Source organism: uncultured Metabacillus sp. (genome assembly GCF_947503125.1).
Taxonomy (GTDB): Bacteria; Bacillota; Bacilli; order Bacillales; family Bacillaceae; genus Metabacillus.
The window spans coordinates 112,189-136,956 of record NZ_CANNCR010000004.1; the positions used below are offsets into that span (position 1 = coordinate 112,189).

The window sequence follows — 24,768 nt, forward strand, 5'->3', positions numbered from 1 at the left end:
CAATATTATATTTGATTATTCTGAAAATAATTTGCAAGAATCCCTTAAGACGAGTGATGTTGGAACAATTGTTTCTTTTTCTGCTTCTTTCTCATTAATTAAATCTACTAATACATTGATAGCCGTTTGACCCAGCTGATCATAATTCTGGCTTACAGTCGTTATTCCTGGAGGGAAATGCTCTGCCAAATAAATATCATCAAACCCAACAACTGAAACATCATCTGGAACCTTTAAGCCAAATTTGGTAAGTACTTTTATTACTCCGATCGCTACAAAATCATTGGCACATATAACCGCTGTAGGCCTTTCTTTTAAGTAAAGTAATTGTGCAGCAACTTCTTCACCTGATTCAATACTAAACCCTGTACCAAAAATCCAATCTCTGTTAATAGTTAAACCTTTATTTTTCATCACTTTACCAAAAGTATTCCTTTTCAAGTCAGTTGAACTTACTCCTTCTTTTCCGCCAAGAAAACCAATCTTTTTATGATTTAGATTGACTAATAATTCAACAAGCTTTTCAATCCCTGACTCTTCGTCCGTTCTCACAATATGTGCATCTACCCCAGCCATTTGACCATTAACAAAAACAACAGGAATTCTTTCCATCACTGTTTTCATTTCTTCAGCATATTCCTGATCGGTATCAGTATCGTTAATTCTACCACCCAGATAGATAATCCCATCAACCTGTTTTTCTACTAAACTTTGCAAGTATTTAGACTCATTTTCAGAGTTGTTCATCGTATTGCACAAAAAGGATGTATACCCTAATTCCAATGCATGTGCTTCACTTTTTTGTACCAATGTTGAAAAAAATGGATGATTTATGTCTGGTAAAATAAACCCAATCGTTTTCGATTGCTTATGGAATAGGCTTCTTGCTAAACTATTAGGTCTAAAATTATATTTTTCAATCACATCAACGATTTTCCGCATGGTCTGTGGCCGTACTTTTGCATTTCCGGTTAAGACTCTCGATACTGTAGCTGGAGATACATTAGCTTCTTTAGCAATATCATATATTGTTATATTTTCCTTTTTCATCAGTTTCCTCCATCGCTAATGATGTCTTTGTATTCTAGAAGGTCATTGAAAAAAACTCAAGTCACCTGTTTAAAATACTATCATAATCATTCGTCATTACCTGTCGATTTCCCTACCTTTTGTTCAATAAATTAAAGGAGTCATCACCTGCTACCATTCAATCCGAAGTAATTCTTTCTTCAAATCTCACACAAAGCAACTGTATCATATTTCTCTTTTTTCGGCTTGGTTTTAAGCTTAATAAAACAAGGAAGAATATAAAAATTAGGAAAACATCATCCAATAAAAAATGATTATTTTCATTTTAACTTTTTATTGACAGAATAAAAAATACACAGTATATTGAAACCGGTTGCAGTTTCAAAATATTCAGAATTTTGAATTGCCCCCTCCCTCTTTTGAAGACCCTTTTACCCCAAGACCTACACAACAGAAAAAACGAAACACATTACATCACGAACTGCTTTCCTAGAACTCTTTCACCAATTCATTATTTTTTAGGAGGAATGACCTTGCCTAAGACAAGAAAAGTAGTTTCACTCATGCTGGTCATCTTAATGGCCGTATCTTCTTTCTTTATTACACCATCCTTTGCAGCTGAGACAAATAGCGGAGATCCAACAGCCTTTTCAGAACAAGAACTAAAAGAAAATGACTACATTCTTTATTTTGTAAATGCAGGTGACCCTACCCCTGAAACTGTTGAAGGAGCCGATAAAATGGGGCTCTTTTCTAGTAATACGGAGCAAATATATGGCACTGATCCAATAACAGGGAAAAAGTGGGGCTTAGTCACCACAACTACAAGCACAAGTGTTAATGATACAGGAAATAAATATGGGACATTACGCTATTACAATGGACCTCAAACACGTGACAAGGCAATTCAATATAAGTTTGAATTACCTGAGGGAGAGTACGATCTTACCTTAGGCTTTAAGAATCCTTGGAGCGGCCGAAGCGTTAATATTCTGGGTGAAGGAAATAATCTATCAAATGGAGATTTTGATATTGGCAGTTATTCAGCTGAAAAAGAAGTTACGTATCAGCAGGTGAAGGTAACTGACGGGGAACTTGATGTTTTGATTAAAGGACCGGCATCAGCTAATCTAACGGTTCATAATGATCCATTGGTTAACTACATCATCATTAGAAAATATGTTGTCATTCCTCTTTCTGATTTGGAAACGAAAATTGAAGCTGCAAAAACAGAAGCGGAAAAGACAGATACCTATACAAAGTATACCTTGGAAGCACTAAGTAATGCGATTGAAGAAGCTGAAACTTTTGTACGTTCTATCAAAGAAAATAACCTTGATATTAAATCAAAAGAAGTCCAAACAAAAATAAGAGAGGCGTTAGCAAACTTGGAAGAAGCCATAAACGGACTTGCATTAGATATTCCAAATGAATCCTTTAAGCCGGGACAAGAATGGCGAGATACGAATGGTGCCATCATTCAAGCACATGGCGGCGGAATCATGTACGATGAAAATACGAAAAAATATTATTGGTATGGTGAAGATAAAACAAATGGTTATCTTCCAGCAAGGGGTGTAAGAGTTTATTCATCTACAGATCTTTATAACTGGAAGGATGAGGGGCTTGCACTAACGGCTATTGAATCAATGGAACAATTCGAAACCGATCCGCTTATTTCAAAGCTATATGAAGGACGAACTGATAAAGCTGATATCTTGAATGACATCGGTACAGATAGGGTAATTGAAAGACCTAAAGTAATCTACAACGAAAAAACGAAGAAATATGTCATGTGGATGCACACAGATGGCCCTTCTGAAACATCGAATGCGATGTATGCGAAAGCTGAAGCAGGCTATTCGTTAAGTGACTCTCCTACCGGACCTTTTGTTTATCAAGAAAGCAACCGTATGGATAGAGCTCCAGAGGATGCAGAATATAATGGACAGCCGGATCAGCCAGGCATGGCACGTGATATGAACCTGTTTAAGGATGATGACGGGACGGCTTATCTGATCTATTCCAGTGAAGAAAACATGACGATTTATATTTCTAAATTAAACGAAGAATATACAGACGTTGTCGGCTGGCATAAGGATGGCAATGAAGAACGGGATGAAACCTATAAAGCTGTTTATGGCGAAGATTATATTCGAGTTTTTCCTGGTGCACAACGCGAAGCTCCTGCGATGTTTAAATATGATGGAAAATACTATATGATTACATCTGGTGCAACCGGTTGGGATCCTAACCCTGCTCGATATACAGTTGCCGATAATATATTTGGAGAATGGAAGCCGCTGCGCAATCCAGCTGTAGGAGAGAAAGCATCGACAACCTTTGATTCACAAAGCACGAATGTCATACCTGTTGATCCGGAAAACGGAAAGTTCATTTTCATGGGTGACAGATGGAACAAAAATGACTTAAGTAATTCAAGATATGTTTGGCTGCCAATTGAATTTGGCCAGGACGATGAAATTATTTTGCAATGGTATGATGAATGGAAGCTGGATCTGTTAGACAGAATGGGGAAAGTTACCATCAATACGGATCTTCTTGAAAAGGTTGCAATTGATCAAATACCTAATTTGCCAAATGTTATTAATGTTACAAATACACAAGGAAAACAAATGGATACACCAGTAAAATGGACCATTAAACCAGAAGCGTTTTCAAAACCGGGTACGGTTACAGTTGAGGGGCTCTTACCTGAATTAGCGAACAAGATGATACGAACAAAAATTCTCGTTATTCCAGACAATGTTCGATTCTTCGTTCATGCAGGCGGAGCAGCAACAAGCGATTATAAGCTTTGGTCCTCTTATATGCAAAAAACACTTATAAATAAAGACACCATCGACCAACAATATGCTCCTGAAAAAGGATTGACATGGGGATATGTTGGTGATCGGACAAGACCAGCCGGCAGTGAGGGCGGGGATTTATTCTCAGCATTACGCTACCTATTAAGGGACTCTGGAGATGATCTGACTTATAATTTTAACCTGAAAAACGGAAACTATACTGTTTATACCGGGCTTTATGACCCTTGGTATTCATCAACAAGAGGCAGCAGAAAAGCGAATATCTTGCTTAATGGAGCTACAAAAACAAGCGGTTATGTCTTTACTGATTCCTATGATGTACTTGAATACGAACACGTGAAAATTACCGATGGAAAGCTTGATCTAACTGTTCGAAGAGTACCTGGTTCACCTGACCCTCAGATTAGCTGGATCATGATTGTCGAAGAAGATACAACCGCACCGGCTGGTGACTTTACAATTAATTCGGGGGCAGAGTACACAAATAAACAAACTGTCACTCTCTCCCTTACTGCTGAAGATGATTTAAGCGGAGTTGATCAGGTTCGTCTCTCTTCTGACGGGGAGAATTGGAGTGATTGGGAAGCTTTTGATTCAACGAAAGAGTTTGTTTTACCAGCTGGTGATGGGCAGAAAACTGTTACTATGCAATTAAAAGACAAAGCTGGCAATATAAGCACAACCTTGCAAAAACAAATCACATTAGATACAACCGGGCCAGTCATTAAGTTTACAGGAAATGAGGAAAACTATACCATCGATTCACAAATCGCTATTTCCTGTCAAGCTGTTGATGAATTGTCGGGAATCAAACATTTTGATTGCCCAGGTGCAAATGGTGCTGCGTACAGCTTTAAACTCGGAGAAAATAAAATCTCGGCTACCGCAACTGACAAAGCAGGAAATACAACTGAAATAAAAACCGTATTTACAGTCACAGTGGATTTTGACAGCTTAAGCCGGTTAACTGAAAGCTTTGTTAATCAGGATGGTATTGCCCATTCTCTTACAAAGAAATTAGCATCAGCTAAAGAAGCAGCTTCTATAGGGAATCGTGAAGCAATGGCGGGAAAACTTAAGGCCTATACAAATCAAGTTGCTGCACAAAGCGGGAAGTCGATTACCACTGAACATGCTGATTTGCTCATTTCATTGGCAGCTAATCTAAAATAATAATATTGAATGAAGGATCAGAGTAAAGCTGGTCCTTTTTCTTATTCAATCCCTAGCTTTTGAATAAATTTTCAAAATAATGTAAATAATTGTAATAAAAAGCTTTTAGGAGAGTTTGTTTATGTTACATGATAAAAAGTATTACGTGGAAGATCCAGATTTTTTAGAGAAAAGAATGAAGATTGCCAAAATGACGAAAGATCCTTTACTGCAAATTGAAATGTTTGAAAATGAGACAGCAAAACAAAGGTTGCTGCAATTGGTTTCCGTTGCACAGGAGACATTTTTATATACGAGGGATACGGTGGAAATACATACCTCAGATCTCAATCTTATGTTTAGAGCAATACTTCATTTAGTCAGACTAACGAAAGATGATCTTTCCGATCTTGAATATTGCTATGTTTTAAGTAATTTAGATCATGTCACCACGAAATTGATACAATGTTGTGAAGAGATAAAAACATATTCGGACTCACCGATGGTTCGAAAGAAGAAACGGCAAGGTTACTTTGATTAATGAAAAAAGGTGCTGGCTCAAAATTAGAGACCAGTACCTTTTTTTCAGCTATTCCCTTTCCCTTTTAAGCAGCATCAAATCAAGATATAACTGACATTTTTGATTAAAGTCAGAAAAGTCTATATTAGTGAGTTCAGTTATTTGCCTAATTCGATAATTTAAGGTGTTAGGATGAATAAACATCTGCTCTGCAGTTGTCTTTAACTTACAATTATTTACTAGGAAATATTCAAGTGTTTTTAATAGCTCTGTTTGACTCTCTTGATCCTTTGCTTGTAGGATATGCAAACATTTATTTTGGTAATTTCTTCTCTTGTTCTTTTCTTTGATAACATCAAGATATCGGAAAATTCCCAGCTTTTCATATTCATATGGGACATTTTCCTGCGTGCCCAATTGGTCAGCAATCTCCACAACCTCAAGAGCTTCTTCATAGCTTGAGGATAGCAGCCTAATATCCTGATATTCATTTCCAATCCCAATATAAATATTCGAATAGCGCTTCTCATCAAAATTGGTTAATAAATTTTCAATGATCAGTAAGCCTGCTGCTGTCGGGGAATATTTAAGGGAGTAGCAGCCGATAATCATGACAATATTTGATTGATTAATTAGAACATGACTGGTATTATCCTTTAAATTCAGATAGGATTTGATCGTTTCTTTTAATTCCTCAACAAGCTCTTCCTCCGCATTCACAGCATTCACCACCATGATGGTGAAAATCGACGGCAGGACGATATCCAATTGAGCCGCTTCCCATCTTAGCTCCTTCTCATTTTTAAATCCATGATTAATCGCCTTTCTAAAGAAGCGTTCGATTTCTTCTTCCTTCTGCTGCTTAATCTTATTCTTTTTATAAATGGTTTTCCCTACATGAAAGGAGACTTCATATAAAAACTCCATTTCTTCTTCTGTAAGATTCTCTTCTATTTCTTGAACCCAAATATACCCCATAATCATATCTTTATATTTTGCGCTTACCACTACGCGCTGGTTTAAGCCAATTTCCTTCATTTCATTAATTCTAAACGGAGTCGGAATAGTTTTTAATTGATCAATGATTCCTGTTTCAACAAATCTTTCAAAAATATTAAGCGGGCACTTTTTGGCAAAAATCGTTTGCTGATTCGCTTGATCAAAGTGATCCACATAATAGGAATTGTAAGCTAGCAGAAAAAAATGATCACTTTCAAGAATCACCGGTTTTTTTAATCCATTGCTTATATGATCGACCATATCATTTAGATCTGATAAAGAGAAGATTCGTTCTAATAACTCGTTCATAGGCCTCGTTCTCCTACTTCGTTTTATCCTTATCATACTTTGCAATTGGATGAAAGTATAGTTCAATTGGCAAGAAATCTTCCGAGATTTCTTGCGTTAAGGATTTCATCTGCCCTTCAAATGTAAAAATCCCCTGAAAGCTCAGGGGATTTTACTTTTATCTTTATAAATCATTAAATTTCAATTGTTATCATTACATTGATTTTGTAAACTCAGAAAACCTCTCACTAACTTGTGCAGAAGGCTTATTAGTAAGTAAACTAACAATATACACAGCTAAAAGACTTGCTGCAAACGCTGGTACCATTTCATACAGAAAATCGGACAGCCCTAACTTCGACCAAACGATCACATGATCGCTCCTGTAACCATTCCTGCAAGCGCACCCCATTTTGTCATTCTTCGCCAATATAAGCTTAAAAGAATGACTGGACCAAATGATGCCCCAAAGCCAGCCCAAGCATAGCTAACTAACCCTAGAATCGTGTTGTTTTGAGTCCATGCCAGGCATAAAGCTAAAATTGAAACAACTAATACGCATAATCGCCCCATGAAAACAAGCTCTTTATCAGAAGCTGACCTGCGGAAAAAGGTCTTGTAGATGTCTTCAGTTAATGAACTTGATGTAACAAGTAATTGTGAGGAAATAGTGCTCATAACCGCTGCCAATATTGCAGATATTAAGAAGCCAGTAATAATTGGATGGAACAGGATATTTCCTAATTCAATAAAAATCGTTTCAGGGTCAGCAATTTTCATACCTTCTTTCGAATAATACGCAATACCCAGAAAACCTGTTAACATGGCACCAATCGTGGAAAAAATCATCCAGTTCATCCCAATTCGACGGGCCCTTTTGATTTCTTTTACAGACGTAATCGCCATAAAGCGGACAATGATGTGCGGTTGTCCAAAATAGCCTAGCCCCCATGCAAATAATGAAATGATGCCGAGGAAGCTTGTTCCTTGAAAGATATCCAACAGCTCTAGATCAATTGAACGAATTTCCGAGATTGCTTCTGTTGGACTGCCAATTTGGAGCAATGTCACTATCGGCACTAATATTAACGCAACAATCATAATAATTCCTTGTACAAAATCAGTCCAGCTAACAGCCAGGAATCCCCCAAATAATGTATAGGCTACAGTGACCCCGCCAATAAGCCATAACCCTGTATGATAATCAAGATTTAAAATGCTATTAAACAGCAGACCGCCTGATACCATTCCAGACGAAACATAAAAAGTAAAAAAGATAATAATGATAAGACCTGAAAACAAGCGAAGGATCTTCGTTTTATCATTAAAGCGGTTTTCTAAAAAGGCTGGAATTGTAATGGAGTTATTCGCCATTTCCGTATAAGTACGTAAGCGTGGTGCTACATAAAGCCAGTTAGCCCATGCCCCCAATGTTAGACCGATCACAATCCAGGAAGCCGATAAACCTGTCGCATACATGGCACCAGCAAGCCCATCATAAGCCAGCCGCTCATACCAGATGCACCAGCACTTAATGCTGTCACTGCCGGACCAAGATTCCTTCCTCCAAGCATATAATCTGATAGGTTTGCCGTACGTTTATAGGCATAATAGCCGATTAAAAGCATCCCAACCATATAAACACAAATCGATAAAATTAGCTGCAAATTAACCATTTTATTCCCCCATCCACTACTTTGTTTCAATTTTTATATAAAATATTTTATAAATATACTATAAAAGTAGAAAAATAATAGAAAGCAGATTTTGATCTGCTTTCCATTAATAATGGTTACAGCATTTCACTAATTGTTTTTGCTTGCATATGGAGTGCTAAGTAATCCGGACCTCCTGCCTTTGAATCTGTTCCTGACATTTTGAAGCCGCCAAATGGGTGATAGCCAACAATTGCGCCTGTGCAGTTTCGATTAAAATATAAGTTTCCTACGTGGAATTCCTGTTTGGCACGTTCGATATGCTTTCTGTTGTCGGTAATCACCGCGCCTGTTAGCCCATATTCTGTATTATTGGCAATTTTAAGAGCCTCATCAAAATCTTTTGCCTTGGCAAAAGCAACCACCGGTCCAAAGATTTCTTCCTGCATGATTCTAGCATTTGGATCAAGATCGGCAAAGATTGTCGGCTCAATAAAATAGCCTTTCGAATCATCACCGTTTCCCCCACTCATTAAACGGCCTTCTTCTTTCCCAATCTGAATGTAATCCATAATCTTATCAAATGAGCCTTGATCAATAACCGGCCCCATATAGGTTTCTGCCTTTTCTGGATTGCCAGTAATTTTTTGCTCTGTAATTTCTACGACACGTTGCAGAACTTGATCATACACATCTTCATGTACAACAGCGCGTGATCCTGCTGAGCATTTTTGTCCGGCAAAACCAAATGCCGAAGTAAAAATAGCTTGTGCAGCAAGCTCTAAATCACAGTCTTTATCGACAACAACTGTATCCTTTCCACCCATTTCAGCAATCACACGTTTTAAATGCATTTGACCTGGCTGAACCTTTGCTGCGCGTTCAAAAATACGAGTACCTACTTCACGAGAACCAGTAAAGGTAATAATGCTTGTTTTTGGATGATCAACTAAATAATCCCCAACTTCAGCACCACTGCCTGGAACAAAGTTTACAACTCCCTTTGGCAACCCTGCTTCTTCTAAGACTTCTACAAATAAAGCAGCGATTACTGGTGTTGCACTAGCTGGTTTTAAAACGACTGTATTTCCCGTCACAATTGGAGCAACTGTTGTACCAGCCATAATCGCAAATAAGAAATTCCAAGGCGGGATCACAACTGTAACACCTGTAGGCGTGTAGATATATTTATTGATTTCACCTTCACGACTATTAACAGGCTTGCCTTTTGCCAATTCGATCATTTGGCGGCCATAGTATTCCATAAAATCAATCGCTTCAGCTGTATCAGCGTCCGCCTCATTCCATGGTTTTCCTGCTTCTTTCACTAACAGTGCAGAAAAATCATGCTTTTTACGGCGCACGATGGCTGCTGCTCTAAACAAGATGTTTGCTCTCTCTTCCGGATTCCAATAACGCCATTCTTCAAAAGCTTCTGCTGCAGCTTGGATCGCCATCTCAGCGTGCTCCTTTGTCGCTTTGGAAACAGTTCCGACAATTTCTTCTTTATTAGCGGGGTTATAGGATATAATTTTATTTTCTGTTGAAACTCGCTCACCATTTATCACAAGCGGATAATCTCTTCCCATTATTTCGTTTACATTAGCTAGTGCCTTTTCAAAGGCGATGCGGTTTTCCTCAATACTAAAATCTGTAAATGGTTCGTGTTTGTAAGCTGTTGTCATAATAATCGACTCCTTTTCGTTTGGTTATTTTTTTGTCATTCCCTTTAGAGCAAACGCAATATTTGCCGGGCGCTCTGCAAGTCTTCTCATAAAATAGCCATACCAGTCATTTCCGTATGGAACATAGACTCGCATTTTATAGCCTTCCTTGACTAGTTCCTTTTGTGTTGCTGTTCTCATCCCATAAAGCATTTGAAACTCAAATTGAGTGGTTGGGATATCATGTTCTTTTGTCAATTTTTTTGTATATTCAATCATTGCATCATCATGTGTTGCAATGGCTGTATAATTTCCATTTAATAAATTCATTTTTATGAGCTTTTTATAATTTTCATCAACATCTGCCTTCACTGGAAAGGCTACTTTTGCTGATTCCTTATACGCTCCTTTTACTAATCGTAAAAAAGGTTTATATTGATTTAAATCTTGGAGATCTTTTTCTGTTCGATATAAATATGCTTGTAAAACTGTGCTAACATAGGTGTAGCGTTGTTTAAAATCTTTGAAAATATCAAGTGTTTTTTGGCATCGTTGTTCATCCTACATATCGATCGTAACCATTATTTTGTGCTTTTCAGCTTTATCCAAAATTCTCGTCATATTTTCAAAGACAAGGTTTTCATCAATGTCTAAGCCTAAGGACGTCATTTTTAATGAAACTTGAGAATCCAAGTTTTGTGCAGCAATCGTTTCAATTGTTTGAATGCATTCTTCTGTACGTTCCCTTGCAATAGCTTCATTAGTAACAAACTCACCTAAATGGTCAACTGTAACCGAAAGCCCCTCTTCATTTAATTCTTTTATAAATTTTATGGAGCTAGGAAAATCAAGACCACCGACAATCTTACCTGCTGCAATATTTCCTCCCCAATTTTGGGCTGCTTTATTTAACGCTTTATTTTTGGATAGATATAAGAAAAAATCTCTAGTAAGTACCTGCACTGCATACACCCCCATAGGATCAAGCTAATAAGAGTTTCATAATGTTTCCTTAATGATAATTTTACAATTGTGACCAAACTGTAACAATGTAGCGGAAATACAAAGATTTGGCCTTGTCTTTGTGTATAAAACACAATTTATTGTGTAAACGTTTTAAAGTGCTAGAATCTTATACTTTACCACTTTTCTAAGTGGTCTATATAATACTTGTTCCACAGATTGGGGATGGTTAAACAAATGATGTCATTTCCAATCATTCGGTCTTTTTACCTACCTTCGATAATAAGGAATTTATCTGTGATGAATAAAAATGGATCCTACCCAGTAGAATCCATCTTTATGATTTACCTATTCTCTTGTTTTTCACTAGGGATTAGTATATCCAGCCGATAATCAAGCTCTGCATCACATGAAACGGCAAGTGGAACGACCCCGTGTGCTGCATCGGTGTGCCCTAGCATGCGATTGCTTGCAGCTATTAGTTTTTGGCGTTTTTTAATTCTTGACAGCCGCTCTTCTCCAAGGTCGTGTCGGGTTGATTTTATTGTATCGAAGGAGAAGCTTATCTCTCCATTTTGAAATGCTTCTTGATCTAAAAACTCGAGTCTCCCCTCACGGAAATTTAGATAGAGCAAATCACCTGTTTTTAAATAGAGAATTCCTCCACGATCTTTTGCTTCTGGAGTCATGTGACCAACTGCAGCACCATAGGTTACACCTGAGTAGCGGCCATCACTAATCAGAGTAGCTAAACGCTTCAGCTTTCGATTGGCGTTTATATGCTGCATCGGAGTAAACATTTCCGGCATACCAAATGCTACAGGACCCTGCCCGGATATTATGATTGAGATTTTTAAGCTTCCTTCCTTCACCATGACATCAAATAGCTCTTCATAGCCTAATTGTTTGTAAGATTCATATAATTCAGGTGTGTTATGAAGAAGCATCGCTAGTAAATTTTCGAAGGAAAAGCTGCGGTTATCTCTTAGCTCATCTAATAGCTTGCTATTTAATAAACCTTTATTTGCCTCATCTTCATTTTCATAGTAAAGTACAAATGCACACTTTTTATCAAACATATTAAGCTGATGTGTTGTCATGCCGCTAATCTTTACAACAGCGCTTTCAAAGAAGTTTCCTTTAAGAACATCAACACCGCTGAATGCTCGTCTAGGAGTTGATAAAATGATTGGATTTTCTTTTACATTACCAGCAGATAATGCGCCTGTTTTAGTTGATAAGCGATCAAGCCAGGTTGTACCAGTAACAGTAGGTGCTTCAACATCCATTGGGACACCATTTTCAAGCAATTCATGGAAAAGTGTCTCCATGCCGCGGCTAGATCCTGAGCAGCATTGGGTAGCCAAAGCAAAAATATCCCGGCCTTCTGTTAAACTATAATTAAATAAATCTGGTATTGGAACCTCGTGGTGGATCTCATCCAAATCCCATAGGCTGAATTTGTAACCTCCATATAACATAGCTGCCACAATATGCATCATAAGGTTGGTTGAACCTCCTGAAGCACTATGGATACGGATGGCATTTTTAATATTTGCCGCCATAATATTTGAAACGCCGTAAACAGGATCATTTATCATTGTTGCTAAACAATCCAGCGATTGATTAACTTGTTCTTGTGTAGGAGGTGCTGTAAGCAGTTCTAATGCCGGATGGACAAGTCCCATGCCTGCAACGAGGTGGCGTGAGCTATTGCCAGTTCCATTAAATGCACAAACACCGCCTTGGCCATCACATGTATGTACCGCAAGCTGTCTTTCATATTCATCATGTTCGGTTTGAGTAATAAACCCATGCTCCTTTGCCCGCTGCAGGACACCTTGAAACGCTGTATTTGAGGAGCATTGCAGGATATATGCCATCGTATCACGGAGGTCGAAGGCAATATCCTCCGCTCCTTGTGCTTCTGCACGTTTTGCCACTTCCTCAAGTTCAGCAAACAATTCTTCCGGAATAGTCCCTCCTTGGAGGACATGTGCCGGAGCAAAGCTGGCAAAAAATGGCGCCTCACCGCGATCTTGTCTGACACGATCTAAATGAGCAAGCGCACTGACCACTCCCAATGGCTGTTTATCACAGCCTTGAATCACAAATGCACCATGGTAACTATGTGCTTCTAGCTGATTAACGACCATTTGTGCAACAGCATTCCGGCTTTGCAAAGAATAACTCATCCCTTGATTACTTTGGGCAGTTCCATCACACATAACAGGAGTTGAAAAATAAAAAGGCACACCGCCATTTTGCCAAATGCGGATCGCTGCTCTTGCAGAGGTTTGAAAATCCATAATATGTGCAGGATGGTCAGAAGATCCGCCAATGATAGCGATTCTAGGTGCATTTTCATGTAAGCGATTATACACCTCTTCCAAAGTCCAATCAGGCTTTCCGCCCTCATATGCAGATCCAAGTATTTGTTTTGAACGATCAAGTAAACCAGCAACACAAATCGGCTCATTTGCTTTTCCTTGAACATTGTCGCGGTAAGGGTTAATTGAGTTGTTGATATATGGGTACTTGATGGACATTATTAATATTTCCTCCTTTTGTATAGGGGGGAATGTCAACCATTTCTCCTCTCCCTTTATAAGTAAACCTCTCTAGCAGTATTCTCTACTTATAGGACTGTTCCTACTAAAATGTAGCTTTTTCACTAACTGCCGGAATACCTAATCCTTTTGCACCAGGCTTAGACATAATGGCATCTGGATAATAGCGTTCAATCATTTTCATGCCAAGCTGTGCCCTGCGAACTCTTTCTTTACATAGTGCTATATTTGTTGCATCGAGATGGGTGCCGGAAGGGTAAACATCTGGATGATTACGTAGTCCGAATTTAATGTAGACAGGTGCTAATACGCGAATAAACTCCGGAATTTCATAATGCCGAATAAATCCCCCGAAATTATCCGGTACTTCAACATATAGATCAATTGGGATGTCAATTGCCTGTCTAATCGCTGCCAGCTTCGGTAATGTTAGAGCAGTTGGAACATTATATGTATCCGCTCCTATATCCTGCATTAATTTAATGGACACAGGATTTGCCGCCATCATTTGAACTGACACCTTTACGACAAAATTCTGAGGAAGAATGCCTTGTTTTTTCATTTCCTTTGTTAATAACAACAAGCCCTCATCCGCAACTAAAGCACCTCTTAAACCAAGCTCTGCGCCTCTTTTTAAATCCTCTATCGCATAAACAAGCTGATCTGCCCCTTCATGACGAAGTGCGATTACCTTTCCAGCACTTGTCAACGGCTGTGCACCTATATCCCAAGTGCCTCTTGGTCCGACAAAAAGACTTAGTTCCATTTGTTTTTGAGCACTCATTAAGCACATTTGCTTAATCTCTTCGTCGGTTAACAACATAATGCCGCTTCCTTGCGAAACACGGTGAACAGTCAGGTTTAATTTCTCGATTTCATCAAGAGTCGCCTCTAAAGCTTTTGGTCCTTCAACACTTGGAATCTCAACACGGTATTGCGCCCCATCAGGAAAGCGTTTAGTTGAGGTTGGAAGATCATATAAATCTCCTGGTGCATAGCCTAATGATGCCAGAAAATCTCTTGAATCCTTCATTATCGTCACTCCTTGAACTTAAAATTTTTGAAAAGTAATTCGACATTAAGAGAAATCGCTTACAAACAGCTCTCAAGAAAAGAATCCGATAAAGAACATTCAGCCTCTTTTATACAAGATCAGGTAATTGAATTATATAAGAAATAAGACCTCTCCATTAGAGAAGCCTTATTTCCAACACCTTTACTAATTATGATTGTTTAGCAAGGCGAATTACATTCCAAGAAAGCTTAGGTAATACTGCAGTTACTACTCCATTCTCAAGTTCAGCATTTCCATTTGAATGAGGAGCAACAGGTGTACCTTCAGCAGAGTTCGTTTGTTTAAGATCATCATTTTCAAGAACAATATGCTCAATGACCTTATAGCCTTCAAAATTACGAATATCGCACTCTAGATGTAAGCCATCATTCAAATCACGGTTTACAGCGAAAATCGTTAATTGTTCATTTTCTTCATTATATACTGCTGTAGACTCTAGCAATGGAACATCTGTAAAATCTTTACTATCATATTTTGGACTTGAAATAACCGGATTAAGGGCTACCCCTCTACCATAAACAGATGTATGCATATATGGGTAGAAAATCGTTTGCTTCCAAGCAGTTCCATTATCTTCAGTCATAATTGGCGCAATAACGTTTACTAGCTGAGCAAGGCAAGCAATTTTCACACGGTCCGCATGCTTTAATAACGTGATCAGCATACAACCAACTAATAATGCATCTTCGAAATTATAAATATCTTCAAGCTGTGGAGGCGCAATACTCCATGGTTCAATTAACTTATCTTGTTCTCTGCTATGGTACCAAACGTTCCATTCATCAAACGAAAGATTAATATTCTTTTTGCCGCGTTTCTTTGCTTTAATATAGTCGGCAATCGAAATAACTGATTTAATAAAATCATCCATTTCAATAGATAGTGCTAAATAGTTAGAAATATCATTGTCTTTGTTACCATAGTATTGATGTAAAGATATAAATTCAACATGATCATAGGTATGGTCTAAAACGGTTGCTTCCCAATCGGCAAACGTTGGCATGCTGCGGTTTGAGCTTCCACAGGCAACCAATTCAATTGAAGGGTCAACCCATTTCATAACTTTTGCTGCTTCTTGGGCAATTCTGCCATATTCAGCTGCAGTCTTATGTCCAATTTGCCATGGCCCATCCATTTCATTTCCTAGACACCAGGTTTTAATGTTATAAGGGTCTTTGACACCATGGGAGATTCGGAGATCACTATAATAAGAACCACCTGGATGATTGCAATATTCAACTAGATTTCTAGCTGCATCAATACCGCGTGTTCCCAAGTTTACAGCCATGTTTACTTCAGCATTAACGAGCTGTGCCCATTTCATAAACTCGTTCGTTCCAATTTCATTTGTTTCCGTTGTACGCCATGCAAGATCTAAACGGCGCGGACGCTGGTCTACCGGCCCTACTCCATCCTCCCAGTTATATCCCGATACAAAGTTTCCGCCTGGATAACGAATAAGCGGTACTTGAAGTTCCTTTACCATTTCAATGACATCTTGGCGAAAACCATTTTCATCTGCTTGTGGATGTCCAGGTTCATAGACACCGCCATATACGGCACGACCTAAATGTTCAACAAAGGAACCATAAATTCGTTTATCAATCTCAGAAACTTTAAAGTCCTTCTCTAAAATCATTTTTGCTTTTTTGCTCATAATGTTTCTCCTTTCAATATGTAAATATAGTAGGAATTGGAAAATATACTAGAAAGAAAAGGGTCAAAGCTATTTTAAGCAAATGTGCCTGACCCTTTGCACTCTCTTATTGACCTATATTCGCTTCTACTGTTTCTTGCGCTTGTTTTAAAGCTTCTTCAGCAGATTGTGATTTCTGTCTAAGAACATTGTTAAAAGTGTTTGTATTTAATTCAGTGATAACATCAGGATAATGTTCAGTCACATTGATATTTGGAATTTCATCTTTAATTTCTAGTAATGTATCAAAGATATCATTACCAAAATATTGATAAAACTTGTTATCTTCACGAACAGCAGGGTCTTCCCAAACATCCCAGCGTGGCGGATCAAAACCTAAAACCTTCCATAACTGAATATTAGCTTCCTTCGAAAGCTTGGCAAATGCTAAGAACTCTTTTGCAAGCTCAGCATGTTCTGTTTGGTTCGTAACGACTGTACCTGTTCCCCCCATACCAACTGAACGATCTCCACCTTCTTCCCAAGCTGGCATCGGACGGATCACCATTTTACCCTTTAGGTCTGGCATGTAGTCTGTGAAACGGCCCATATACCATAAAGGCATAGAAATGGAAGCAGCTTTTCCTTCATTCATGTATGCATAAAATTCCTCAGCATGCACTTCTCCGCCTGGAGTAAGTTCAGCAATCTTATGCTTGTCAACCATATCACTTAAAAATTGCAGTGTTTTGATATTCGTTTCATTATCAAGCGTAATATTTCCCTCTTCATCAATAAAATCTGAGCCTTGCTGCGCAATCATCGACTGAAAATTAATCATATCTCCTGTCTGTACAGTCGTCATTACAGCATCCGTGTTTTCAACTACTTTTTTACCTGCTTCAACATAGTCATCCCAAGTCTTAATGGTTTCAATATCAACGCCTGCAGCATCCATTATTTCTTTATTGTAGAACATGACAGTTGCTCCAACATGTGTTGGCATCCCATAGTAGTTCCCGTCTTTAGCATAAAGGTTAAGCCGTGATTCAATAAAATTAGCCTTTTCAGGTTCTACGTATTCATTCATTGGCAATAATTGTGGTTCACCTTGTAAGTAGTTTGGGAAACGGCCAACTTCGATATCGGCAAGATCAGGTGCACCTTCACCAGATTGTAATGCTAATAATAAGTTATTGTGCATTTGGTCATAAGGAAAGGTTTCAGCAACCAGTTTGATTGGTCGATCAGGATTTTCTTCATTCCAACGATTTGCTGCATCTTTAAAGAATTCCATGTGCAATTCAACAAAAGTCCAAAATTTTAATTCAGTGGCATTCTCGATGTCTCCGCCTGTTACTTCAGACTCAGTCGCTTCACCACCGGCTGATTCTCCACCGCCACCGCCCGAGCATGCCATTAGCAGGGCTGTCATTAAACTTAAAAGTAAAGCTAACAAACTTTTCTTTTTCATGTTTTTTCCCCCTAATTTATTTTTAAAATTGCAGTGTTCATAACTTATTTAATACAGCAAATACTTCACCTCCCTTAAGGAGACTGGAATTGAAGGCTAAGTTTAACGCTTACATTTTTACTACTTAAACGTTTAAATCATTAATTTATTTCAGCAGATAAATGCGTTGTTCTCTCTGTTTTAGCAGTTACTTGTTGTCTCTGGTCAAGCTGGTTAAAGATTTGTAATGGCAGCCACATGCAGCAAATTCCAATTGCACTAACTGTAAAAAAAGGGATTACACCTGGATAACTAAGCGAACCATATACAAGACATAAAACTATTGCACCAGATACGATCGTATATTGAAGCTTAGATAGTCCAATAATGAGTGCATTTTTAAAATGTTGGAGGCAGGTAGCCTTATAGTGTACAAGTAATGGAAAGGACCAGATTACGAGTATCGTATAGAAAAAAATAATAAAGTAAAACGCAAATGGCACAATAAAGATCATTTCACTATTATTACTAACAATCACTCGATAGTTGAAATAAAGAATGATTCCCATTACTGATAAGGTCCAGCCCATCAAATTTGCAGCCTTAAATTCATGAAGGTAAATGTCTTTAAACGTAGTCCAAATTTTTACTTTATCACCCATTAGCCACTTTCTTGCAATACCTAGCACAGCAGCCGTAGCAGGGAAAATTCCGGCTACAAATAAGCCAAGGATAGAAAATATAAACCAAAGTATATTCAACATGACAAGGCGTATCACCCAATGGAGCATGTTATCTAGTTTTGTGACAAGCTGGTTTCCATTCATATGACTTACCACCTCTTTTTACGCTGAATGAAATTATCCTTTTACTCCACCAACTGTAAGACCAGCAACAAAGTAACGCTGGAAGAAGATAAATAGAATGATAATTGGGACAATTGTCATGACTGACCCTGCGATCAAAATATCGTAGTTATTCCCATAAGGAGTTAATAAAGTTGCTAGTCCAATTGGTAATGTAAACATATCATTCGATCTCAAAACAATTAATGGCCATAAAAAGTTATTCCAGCTTCCTAAACCTTGAAGAATAGCCATCGCTGCCATTGATGGCGCCATAAGCGGCAACATAATTTTAAAGAAAATACCATATTCATTTGCACCATCTATTCTAGCAGCATCCATCAATTCTTTCGGTAGACCAAGAGCATATTGTCTAAAGAAGAATACGGCTACTGGCGCAACTACTGCAGGAAGAATAACAGCTGTATAAGTATTGATTAAGTTTAAATTAATCATTAATTGAAATAGTGGAAGCATGAGTATTTCAAATGGAACCATTAAAATAAATAGAACGAATCCAAAAATAAGATTTTTCCCTTTAAAATCGTAGAGTGCCAATGCATACCCTACCATTGAGGAGAAGAATAATGATAAAACAATCGTGATGACAGAAATCACCAAACTATTCGTAAACCAACTCCAATAATTTCCCCCTTGAGTAAAAATATACAAATAGTTATCAAGACTCATCGTACTTGGATCAAAGACTAAGCTAATCCCGTTCCTCATTAATTCCGATGAGGGTCTAAAGGATGAAATTAATAGATTTAAAATAGGGAATAGAGCAATAAAGGAAATAATAACAAATCCGATGTTTGTAGCCCAAATTAAGACTTTAGAATTGTTCTTTTTCATTTATTGACCCTCCTTTTTAAATGCTCCAGTAAGAATTAATTGGATAAAGCTAACAACAAAGATGATTAGCATCAAGATAACGCCAATTGCTGCACCGAATCCCATATCATTTTGTTGAATACCTTGTTGATATAAGTAACCAACGACACTTAACCCAATATTTCCTGGTGATCCAGCTTCCCAAAATACAAAACTTTCTTCAAACATTCTAAATCCATGGATCACTGAAATGGTGACGACAAATATCGTTACTGGCTTTAGGAACGGAAGAGTGACATGATAGAATTTATTAAACGTTGTTGCTCCATCTATTTCTGCAGCTTCATATAATTCCTTTGGAATATTTTGAAGCCCTGCCAAAAAATAAAGGATATTTACCCCCATCCATTTCCAAGAACAAAGTAAAACCATTAAAAACATCGCAGACCATGCTTGGTATCTCCAATCAACAGATTCAAATCCTAAAAAGTTTAGAATTTGATTAGCTGCTGCAGTATCCGTTTCACCAAACATTAGTCTAAAAACCATACCAGAAACAATTGTGGACGCTAAAGCTGGTAAAAATAATGAAGCCCGGAAAATTGTTTTTAATTTTACTAACTTAGAATCTAATAAAACGGCTAAAACAATTGGGAGAATGGTTAAAATTAAGACTGTTAAAATAACATAAGTCGTTGTATTTGAAAGCGCTTTATAAAAAGTTGGATTGAATACTCTTGAGTAATTGTTTAACCCTATAAATGTAACTTGACCTGGCAGTACTTTTTGGAAGCTCATAATAATAGCTTGGATTGACGGAAATAAAGAAAAAATCAAAAATGAAAGAATGAAAGGAGAAACAAAAATATAAGGAACAACTTTTTTTGAATTTAAGAAACTAAGTAATTTTTTCTGACTTTTAACCGGTGCTGCAAGTTCTTGGGATTTTATCCTTGATTCAGGTAACATAAAAAACCCTCCCCAGAAAATACTTATAACGCTAAATTTTTAAACCTTTGTCTATTAAATATTGTTGATAAAATTAAATAGGAACTATGAAATCATTCGATAAAATTCATTGATGAAAAGAATTTTTGAAAATTTAAGATTATTGCATTTCCGATCTCAACTTTTCAATGACCATTTTTTAGCTAAGCAGCTTGTTATTTTAAGTCTTATCTTAGTTGCTAGAAATATGAGGTAATTTGTGGGCGAATATTTTTAGAACTATGTGCTTTTCATTTTGTAACCATCTGTTAAAAAACATGATGATTTAAAGAACATACTTTGAACTTGATACACCTCCTCTGCCTGTTGTTAACGCTTACACAATCGATTAAAAAAATAACTGCGTAAGCTTTCTCTACTTTTCCTTATAATTTGTACGAACGTCTTTAAGTTTTTTATCTTATAAACTCGTACGCATATATTTCTATTGCCTATTATATGAGAGTATTTTATTAGTTTCAATAGTTTTTTTAATTTTTTTAAAATTCGAAATCAACTTTACTGAAAAATCAGCCATTAATCCCAAAATCTCTATTGGTTCACTAATTTGTTAAGGTCTAATTCTTTTGTTGAATTACGTATAATGAGATCTGGCTCAAATACAACAGATTGTACTTTTTCAGCCATTTTTTTGGATTGACCGTTTTTCTCTTTCAATAGGTCTACGATCATATTTGCAGCTTTTTCTCCCATTTTGAATTTGGGATGACAAATCGTTGTTAATTTTACTTCCGTTAATTTCCCCATAAAAGAATCATCAAAGCCAATTAGAGATAGATCCTCTGGAACACGTATGTTTTTCTCTCTTAAAACATCTAACAGACTGATCGCCAACTCGTCGTTATAACAAACAATAGCTGTTGGCTGAACACTTTGCTCTAAGGATAAAAGCTTAGTAAGTTCTTCAACCGACTTTGTTGTTTTTTCATTTGAATTATACGTGACGATAAAATTCGGATTTATAGGAAGACCATATTTTCGATGTGCTTTAATAAAGCCTTTCATCCTTTTTACACCTTGAAGATCATCTGTTTTAAAGAATCCGGCTATATTTGTATGTCCCAATTGAATAAGATGCTCGGTTTGGATATAACCGCCCTTTTCATCATTCATTGTAATACTTAAAGGCTCCAATTCATCATAATAAGCATTAACCATAACATAAGGAATGTTTAAACGTTCAATATTCAAATAGTAGTTGATATTTGGGTTGGAGATAGCACTTTTTGTAGGTTCTACGATCACGCCTTCAAAGGGTTCGGTTAAAATTTTTTCTAAGACCCTTTTCTCCTTTTCATGATCGTTATTTGTACTAAAAAGATTTACATTGTAGCCATGTTTGCTTAAATATGCTTCAGCTCCGCTAATAATGGAAGGGAAAATATAATCTGAAATAAAAGTTGTAATTATCGCTATATTTCTTTGGTTACCCCCGCTTTTTAACCGGTTATCACTTGATCGATCCGCACAAAATGTGCCTGCTCCCTGCTCACGATAGAGCCACCCTTTATTCACAAGCTCGCCTATAGCAGCACGAACAGTATGACGACTAACACCGAACTGCTTCATTAATTCGCTTTCTGAGGGTATTTTTTGATGAGGCTGAAAAGTTCCATCAAGGATTCTAGATTTAATTTCTTGCTTCACAATATCATGTTTAGTTGCCATAAAAACACCTCTTATTGTTTAGTAGCTGTTGGATTTAATTTAAATTAGAAAAAAGATTCAAATTATGATCTTAAATAAATTACATGTACGAATATTTACTCTAATTATTATAAAAGAAACATATACTTCAATTGCAGGAACTAAGAAACCGTTTACACAACCCTTCAAATTCCTTCTTTTCTCTTCTTATACGTAAGTGTTTAGTTATTACCTAATAATAGTATAAATTGTACGTATATTCAAACAATTTATGAGAAAATTAACACCTTCTGACATTTACATTTTTGTTAATCTTCTCGATTAGGTCTTGGTTATTCAAATCAAAATTGTTAATACGACTTTTAATCCAGAAACCTTAAACAAGTATATCCCGTACTAATGTATAGTACGGGATATATAGTAGACATTTATATCACCAGAGCAGCTTGAGTTCGACCATCGTTTAACAACAATTACTAGTTGTCTTTTACCTGCTTGGCTATTTATTCTTCAACTTCTCGGCAAGTTCCTCCAATCGATTGTACTGCTGAATACAATAGTGACGTCCTTCCTTTTTCAGATACCCGTTTTCACAAAATTGGGCAAGAACATGCAATAAATGTCGGTAAGAGACACCTAAAAAATCACAGACGGTTACGTGTTTCTCCTTATAGACTTCTTCATCAGCGGTTTGCAAGATAAAATCCGCTAGCCGGTTTTCAAGAGGAAAGGCAAGACTTTGGGAATACTTTGCAGCCATTTGTGTTGCTTTTATACTTAAAAACTTGGTTAGTTCACGCAGAAATGTCACATCTTCCAACATTTTGGTGCGGAAGTGGTGAAAGGGAAGCGCAAAACAAACCGTCTTGGTTGAGCTTTGAATCCCTTTTGTATAGTACACTTCATTCAATAATTCCATTTCCCCAATAAAATCATTCGCATTAATAAAATTAAGTAAGGAAACTTTCCCATTTTGATGTGTTACATAAATTTTCGCTTTTCCTTCTATGACATAAAATAAAAAATCCGGGCGCATGCCTTCTTGAATAATCCATTCGTCACGTTTGTATTCATGCACTTGGATATACTCTTCAATTGGAAAAGAAAATAAATGGGCAATAGAATACTTATCCAAATAGTGTTGTCTTTTCTCATTTTTATAATTTTTCATAACCCACCTCAAAAATATGAGATATCTCATATTATTGTATGTGACTCCATGATATCATGCAAACAATGGAGGGATACATATTGAACACACAACGCTGGATGAGTCGACAATTTTTCAGTTTTTATATGACATGGGGAATTTTTCTACCCTATTGGACAGGATGGATGATTTATACAAAAGGGATTTCGGTATCACAAGCCAGTTTGATTATGAGCATAGGCTTAATTGCAAGAGGTTTTTCTACTTTAGTTGCGTTTCCTTATTTATCGGGAAAATATAGTAGCAAAACCTTATTAAATGGAATGGCAGTCGGGACAATTCTTTCAATTTTGTGTTATATTCCAGCAAATTCCTTTGCTAGTTTACTTGTAGTAACGTTTATTTTACATTTTTTTTACCCAACGTTAATGCCTGCTCTAGATAGTGCGGCAGGCTTCCTTGTACAAAGTAAACAATTAAAACATTACGGGAAAAGCCGTTCATGGGGATCGATCGGATTTGTCGTGGCTGGCATGATCTTAACCTTTTTTACAGGGGCGCTTGGAGATGAAGTGATTTTATGGGCGCTGTTACTTGGCATATCGGTTTTCATTCTTCTTGGTTTTATGCGCGCACCGGCTATTTTATCGGAAAAAACGCAAGCAGATCGAACAAAAAATGGCGGCATACTGGATTTATTTAGGGTTGAACACTTTGGTTTGGTACTCGTTATTGTGATTTTACTACAATCTGCACACGCCTCTTATTACAATTATGGCTATATCTTTTTACAAGAAATCCATGCACCGAAATACCTAATCGGGACGATTATTAACATTGCCGTGATCGCAGAAATTATATTTTTCTTGATTGCAGATAAGAGCTTTCATAAATTTTCAGTCGGGTCCTTACTCACACTAGCGGCATTTGGTGCAACGGTACGTTGGATTTTAGTATTTGCCTTTCCAAATGTCATTGTTTTCTGTATCGCGCAAACATTGCATGCATGCTCATTCGCAATGGGGCATTATGCCTTTATGAAATACTTAATTAAACATATTCCTCCTGAGCAGATTCCGAAAGCACAAGGAATTTATTCAGCGCTGGCACTTAGCTGGAGCACTGCAGCTTTTACGATTTTTGGAGGTTATTTATACGAAATCGAGCCAAAATACGCCTTCCTTGGGATGATTATTTGTACCATTCCATCGATGATGATTGCCCTTCTATATCGAAAATTTGAACACCATAAAAAGGAAGTTCGCCTAATGGTTAGTACCAGATAAAGGCGAACCAGACCCTTTTTAATCTTAAAAACAGACAGAAAAAATTTTTTCTGTCTGTTTTTCATAACCTTTTTATCATTCGATCAACCAATTGAACTGTATGCTTATTTTTTCAAAGAATTTTTCTGCTAACCTTTTTGCTAGTTCATCGTCAGATAACGGA

General features: G+C 37.1%; 15 protein-coding genes and 2 pseudogenes. 3 read left to right on the plus strand and 14 right to left on the minus strand.

The window, feature by feature from the left end; genetic code table 11:
- Positions 1 to 15: 15 nt before the first annotated feature.
- Positions 16 to 1,050 carry a LacI family DNA-binding transcriptional regulator gene (locus Q1B07_RS05020; protein WP_299089704.1) on the minus strand — a complete coding sequence of 345 codons (1,035 nt, stop codon included), beginning with the start codon at positions 1,048 to 1,050 and terminating at the stop codon, positions 16 to 18.
- Between the two features lie 512 nt (positions 1,051 to 1,562).
- Between Q1B07_RS05020 and Q1B07_RS05025 the strand changes: the two genes are divergently transcribed.
- Positions 1,563 to 5,033 carry a family 43 glycosylhydrolase gene (locus tag Q1B07_RS05025; protein ID WP_299089702.1) on the plus strand — a complete coding sequence of 1,157 codons (3,471 nt, stop codon included), beginning with the start codon at positions 1,563 to 1,565 and terminating at the stop codon, positions 5,031 to 5,033.
- 121 nt (positions 5,034 to 5,154) lie between these two features.
- Positions 5,155 to 5,553, plus strand: a complete 399-nt coding sequence (locus Q1B07_RS05030) for a hypothetical protein (protein WP_299089699.1) — start codon at positions 5,155 to 5,157, stop codon at positions 5,551 to 5,553.
- Positions 5,554 to 5,601: 48 nt separating this feature from the next.
- On the opposite strand, the gene Q1B07_RS05035 is transcribed toward Q1B07_RS05030, so the two are convergent.
- From Q1B07_RS05035 to yeiL, 13 genes and pseudogenes are all read right to left on the minus strand, one after another.
- Positions 5,602 to 6,840 carry a helix-turn-helix domain-containing protein gene (locus Q1B07_RS05035; RefSeq protein ID WP_299089696.1) on the minus strand — a complete coding sequence of 413 codons (1,239 nt, stop codon included), beginning with the start codon at positions 6,838 to 6,840 and terminating at the stop codon, positions 5,602 to 5,604.
- Positions 6,841 to 7,033: 193 nt separating this feature from the next.
- Positions 7,034 to 8,447: pseudogene (putP, locus tag Q1B07_RS05040) on the minus strand (sodium/proline symporter PutP).
- 164 nt (positions 8,448 to 8,611) lie between these two features.
- Positions 8,612 to 10,159, minus strand: coding sequence for an L-glutamate gamma-semialdehyde dehydrogenase (gene pruA / locus Q1B07_RS05045; protein WP_299089695.1), 1,548 nt, complete (start codon positions 10,157 to 10,159; stop codon positions 8,612 to 8,614).
- Between the two features lie 24 nt (positions 10,160 to 10,183).
- Positions 10,184 to 11,101 (minus strand): annotated as a pseudogene (locus tag Q1B07_RS05050) (proline dehydrogenase).
- Positions 11,102 to 11,445: 344 nt separating this feature from the next.
- Positions 11,446 to 13,650 (minus strand): dihydroxy-acid dehydratase, encoded by a 2,205-nt coding sequence (locus tag Q1B07_RS05055; RefSeq protein ID WP_299089693.1) that lies wholly within the window; start codon positions 13,648 to 13,650, stop codon positions 11,446 to 11,448.
- A 106-nt stretch (positions 13,651 to 13,756) separates the two neighbouring features.
- Positions 13,757 to 14,704, minus strand: coding sequence for a U32 family peptidase (locus tag Q1B07_RS05060; RefSeq protein WP_299089691.1), 948 nt, complete (start codon positions 14,702 to 14,704; stop codon positions 13,757 to 13,759).
- Between the two features lie 190 nt (positions 14,705 to 14,894).
- Complete coding sequence (locus Q1B07_RS05065; protein WP_299089714.1) at positions 14,895 to 16,406, minus strand: alpha-N-arabinofuranosidase; 1,512 nt, start codon at positions 16,404 to 16,406, stop codon at positions 14,895 to 14,897.
- Between the two features lie 103 nt (positions 16,407 to 16,509).
- Entirely contained in the window at positions 16,510 to 17,856 is a 1,347-nt protein-coding gene (locus Q1B07_RS05070; protein ID WP_299089689.1) for an ABC transporter substrate-binding protein, read from the minus strand.
- A gap of 140 nt (positions 17,857 to 17,996) precedes the next feature.
- The gene (locus Q1B07_RS05075) at positions 17,997 to 18,662 is read right to left on the minus strand and encodes a YesL family protein (RefSeq protein ID WP_299089687.1); all 666 of its coding nucleotides are present in this window, start codon (positions 18,660 to 18,662) and stop codon (positions 17,997 to 17,999) included.
- Between the two features lie 33 nt (positions 18,663 to 18,695).
- Positions 18,696 to 19,535 (minus strand): carbohydrate ABC transporter permease, encoded by an 840-nt coding sequence (locus Q1B07_RS05080; RefSeq protein ID WP_299089685.1) that lies wholly within the window; start codon positions 19,533 to 19,535, stop codon positions 18,696 to 18,698.
- Positions 19,536 to 20,483, minus strand: a complete 948-nt coding sequence (locus Q1B07_RS05085; protein ID WP_299089683.1) for a carbohydrate ABC transporter permease — start codon at positions 20,481 to 20,483, stop codon at positions 19,536 to 19,538.
- 570 nt (positions 20,484 to 21,053) lie between these two features.
- Positions 21,054 to 22,190 carry a GntR family transcriptional regulator gene (locus Q1B07_RS05090; protein ID WP_299089682.1) on the minus strand — a complete coding sequence of 379 codons (1,137 nt, stop codon included), beginning with the start codon at positions 22,188 to 22,190 and terminating at the stop codon, positions 21,054 to 21,056.
- A 478-nt stretch (positions 22,191 to 22,668) separates the two neighbouring features.
- Positions 22,669 to 23,340: a transcriptional regulator YeiL gene (gene yeiL / locus Q1B07_RS05095; RefSeq protein ID WP_299089681.1), complete on the minus strand. Its 672-nt coding sequence runs from the start codon at positions 23,338 to 23,340 to the stop codon at positions 22,669 to 22,671.
- An 80-nt stretch (positions 23,341 to 23,420) separates the two neighbouring features.
- Here yeiL and Q1B07_RS05100 point away from each other — a divergent pair, with 80 nt between their 5' ends.
- Positions 23,421 to 24,605: an MFS transporter gene (locus tag Q1B07_RS05100; RefSeq protein WP_299089680.1), complete on the plus strand. Its 1,185-nt coding sequence runs from the start codon at positions 23,421 to 23,423 to the stop codon at positions 24,603 to 24,605.
- Positions 24,606 to 24,768: the final 163 nt, after the last annotated feature.

Coding starts and splice junctions, on each gene's coding strand:
- Q1B07_RS05020 (WP_299089704.1), bottom strand. CDS start 1,050: ATGAAAAAGGAAAATATAACAATATATGATATTGCTAAAGAAGCTAAT.
- Q1B07_RS05030 (WP_299089699.1), top strand. CDS start 5,155: ATGTTACATGATAAAAAGTATTACGTGGAAGATCCAGATTTTTTAGAG.
- Q1B07_RS05035 (WP_299089696.1), bottom strand. CDS start 6,840: ATGAACGAGTTATTAGAACGAATCTTCTCTTTATCAGATCTAAATGAT.
- pruA (WP_299089695.1), bottom strand. CDS start 10,159: ATGACAACAGCTTACAAACACGAACCATTTACAGATTTTAGTATTGAG.
- Q1B07_RS05055 (WP_299089693.1), bottom strand. CDS start 13,650: ATGTCCATCAAGTACCCATATATCAACAACTCAATTAACCCTTACCGC.
- Q1B07_RS05060 (WP_299089691.1), bottom strand. CDS start 14,704: ATGAAGGATTCAAGAGATTTTCTGGCATCATTAGGCTATGCACCAGGA.
- Q1B07_RS05070 (WP_299089689.1), bottom strand. CDS start 17,856: ATGAAAAAGAAAAGTTTGTTAGCTTTACTTTTAAGTTTAATGACAGCC.
- Q1B07_RS05075 (WP_299089687.1), bottom strand. CDS start 18,662: ATGAATGGAAACCAGCTTGTCACAAAACTAGATAACATGCTCCATTGG.
- Q1B07_RS05080 (WP_299089685.1), bottom strand. CDS start 19,535: ATGAAAAAGAACAATTCTAAAGTCTTAATTTGGGCTACAAACATCGGA.
- Q1B07_RS05085 (WP_299089683.1), bottom strand. CDS start 20,483: ATGTTACCTGAATCAAGGATAAAATCCCAAGAACTTGCAGCACCGGTT.
- Q1B07_RS05090 (WP_299089682.1), bottom strand. CDS start 22,190: ATGGCAACTAAACATGATATTGTGAAGCAAGAAATTAAATCTAGAATC.
- yeiL (WP_299089681.1), bottom strand. CDS start 23,340: ATGAAAAATTATAAAAATGAGAAAAGACAACACTATTTGGATAAGTAT.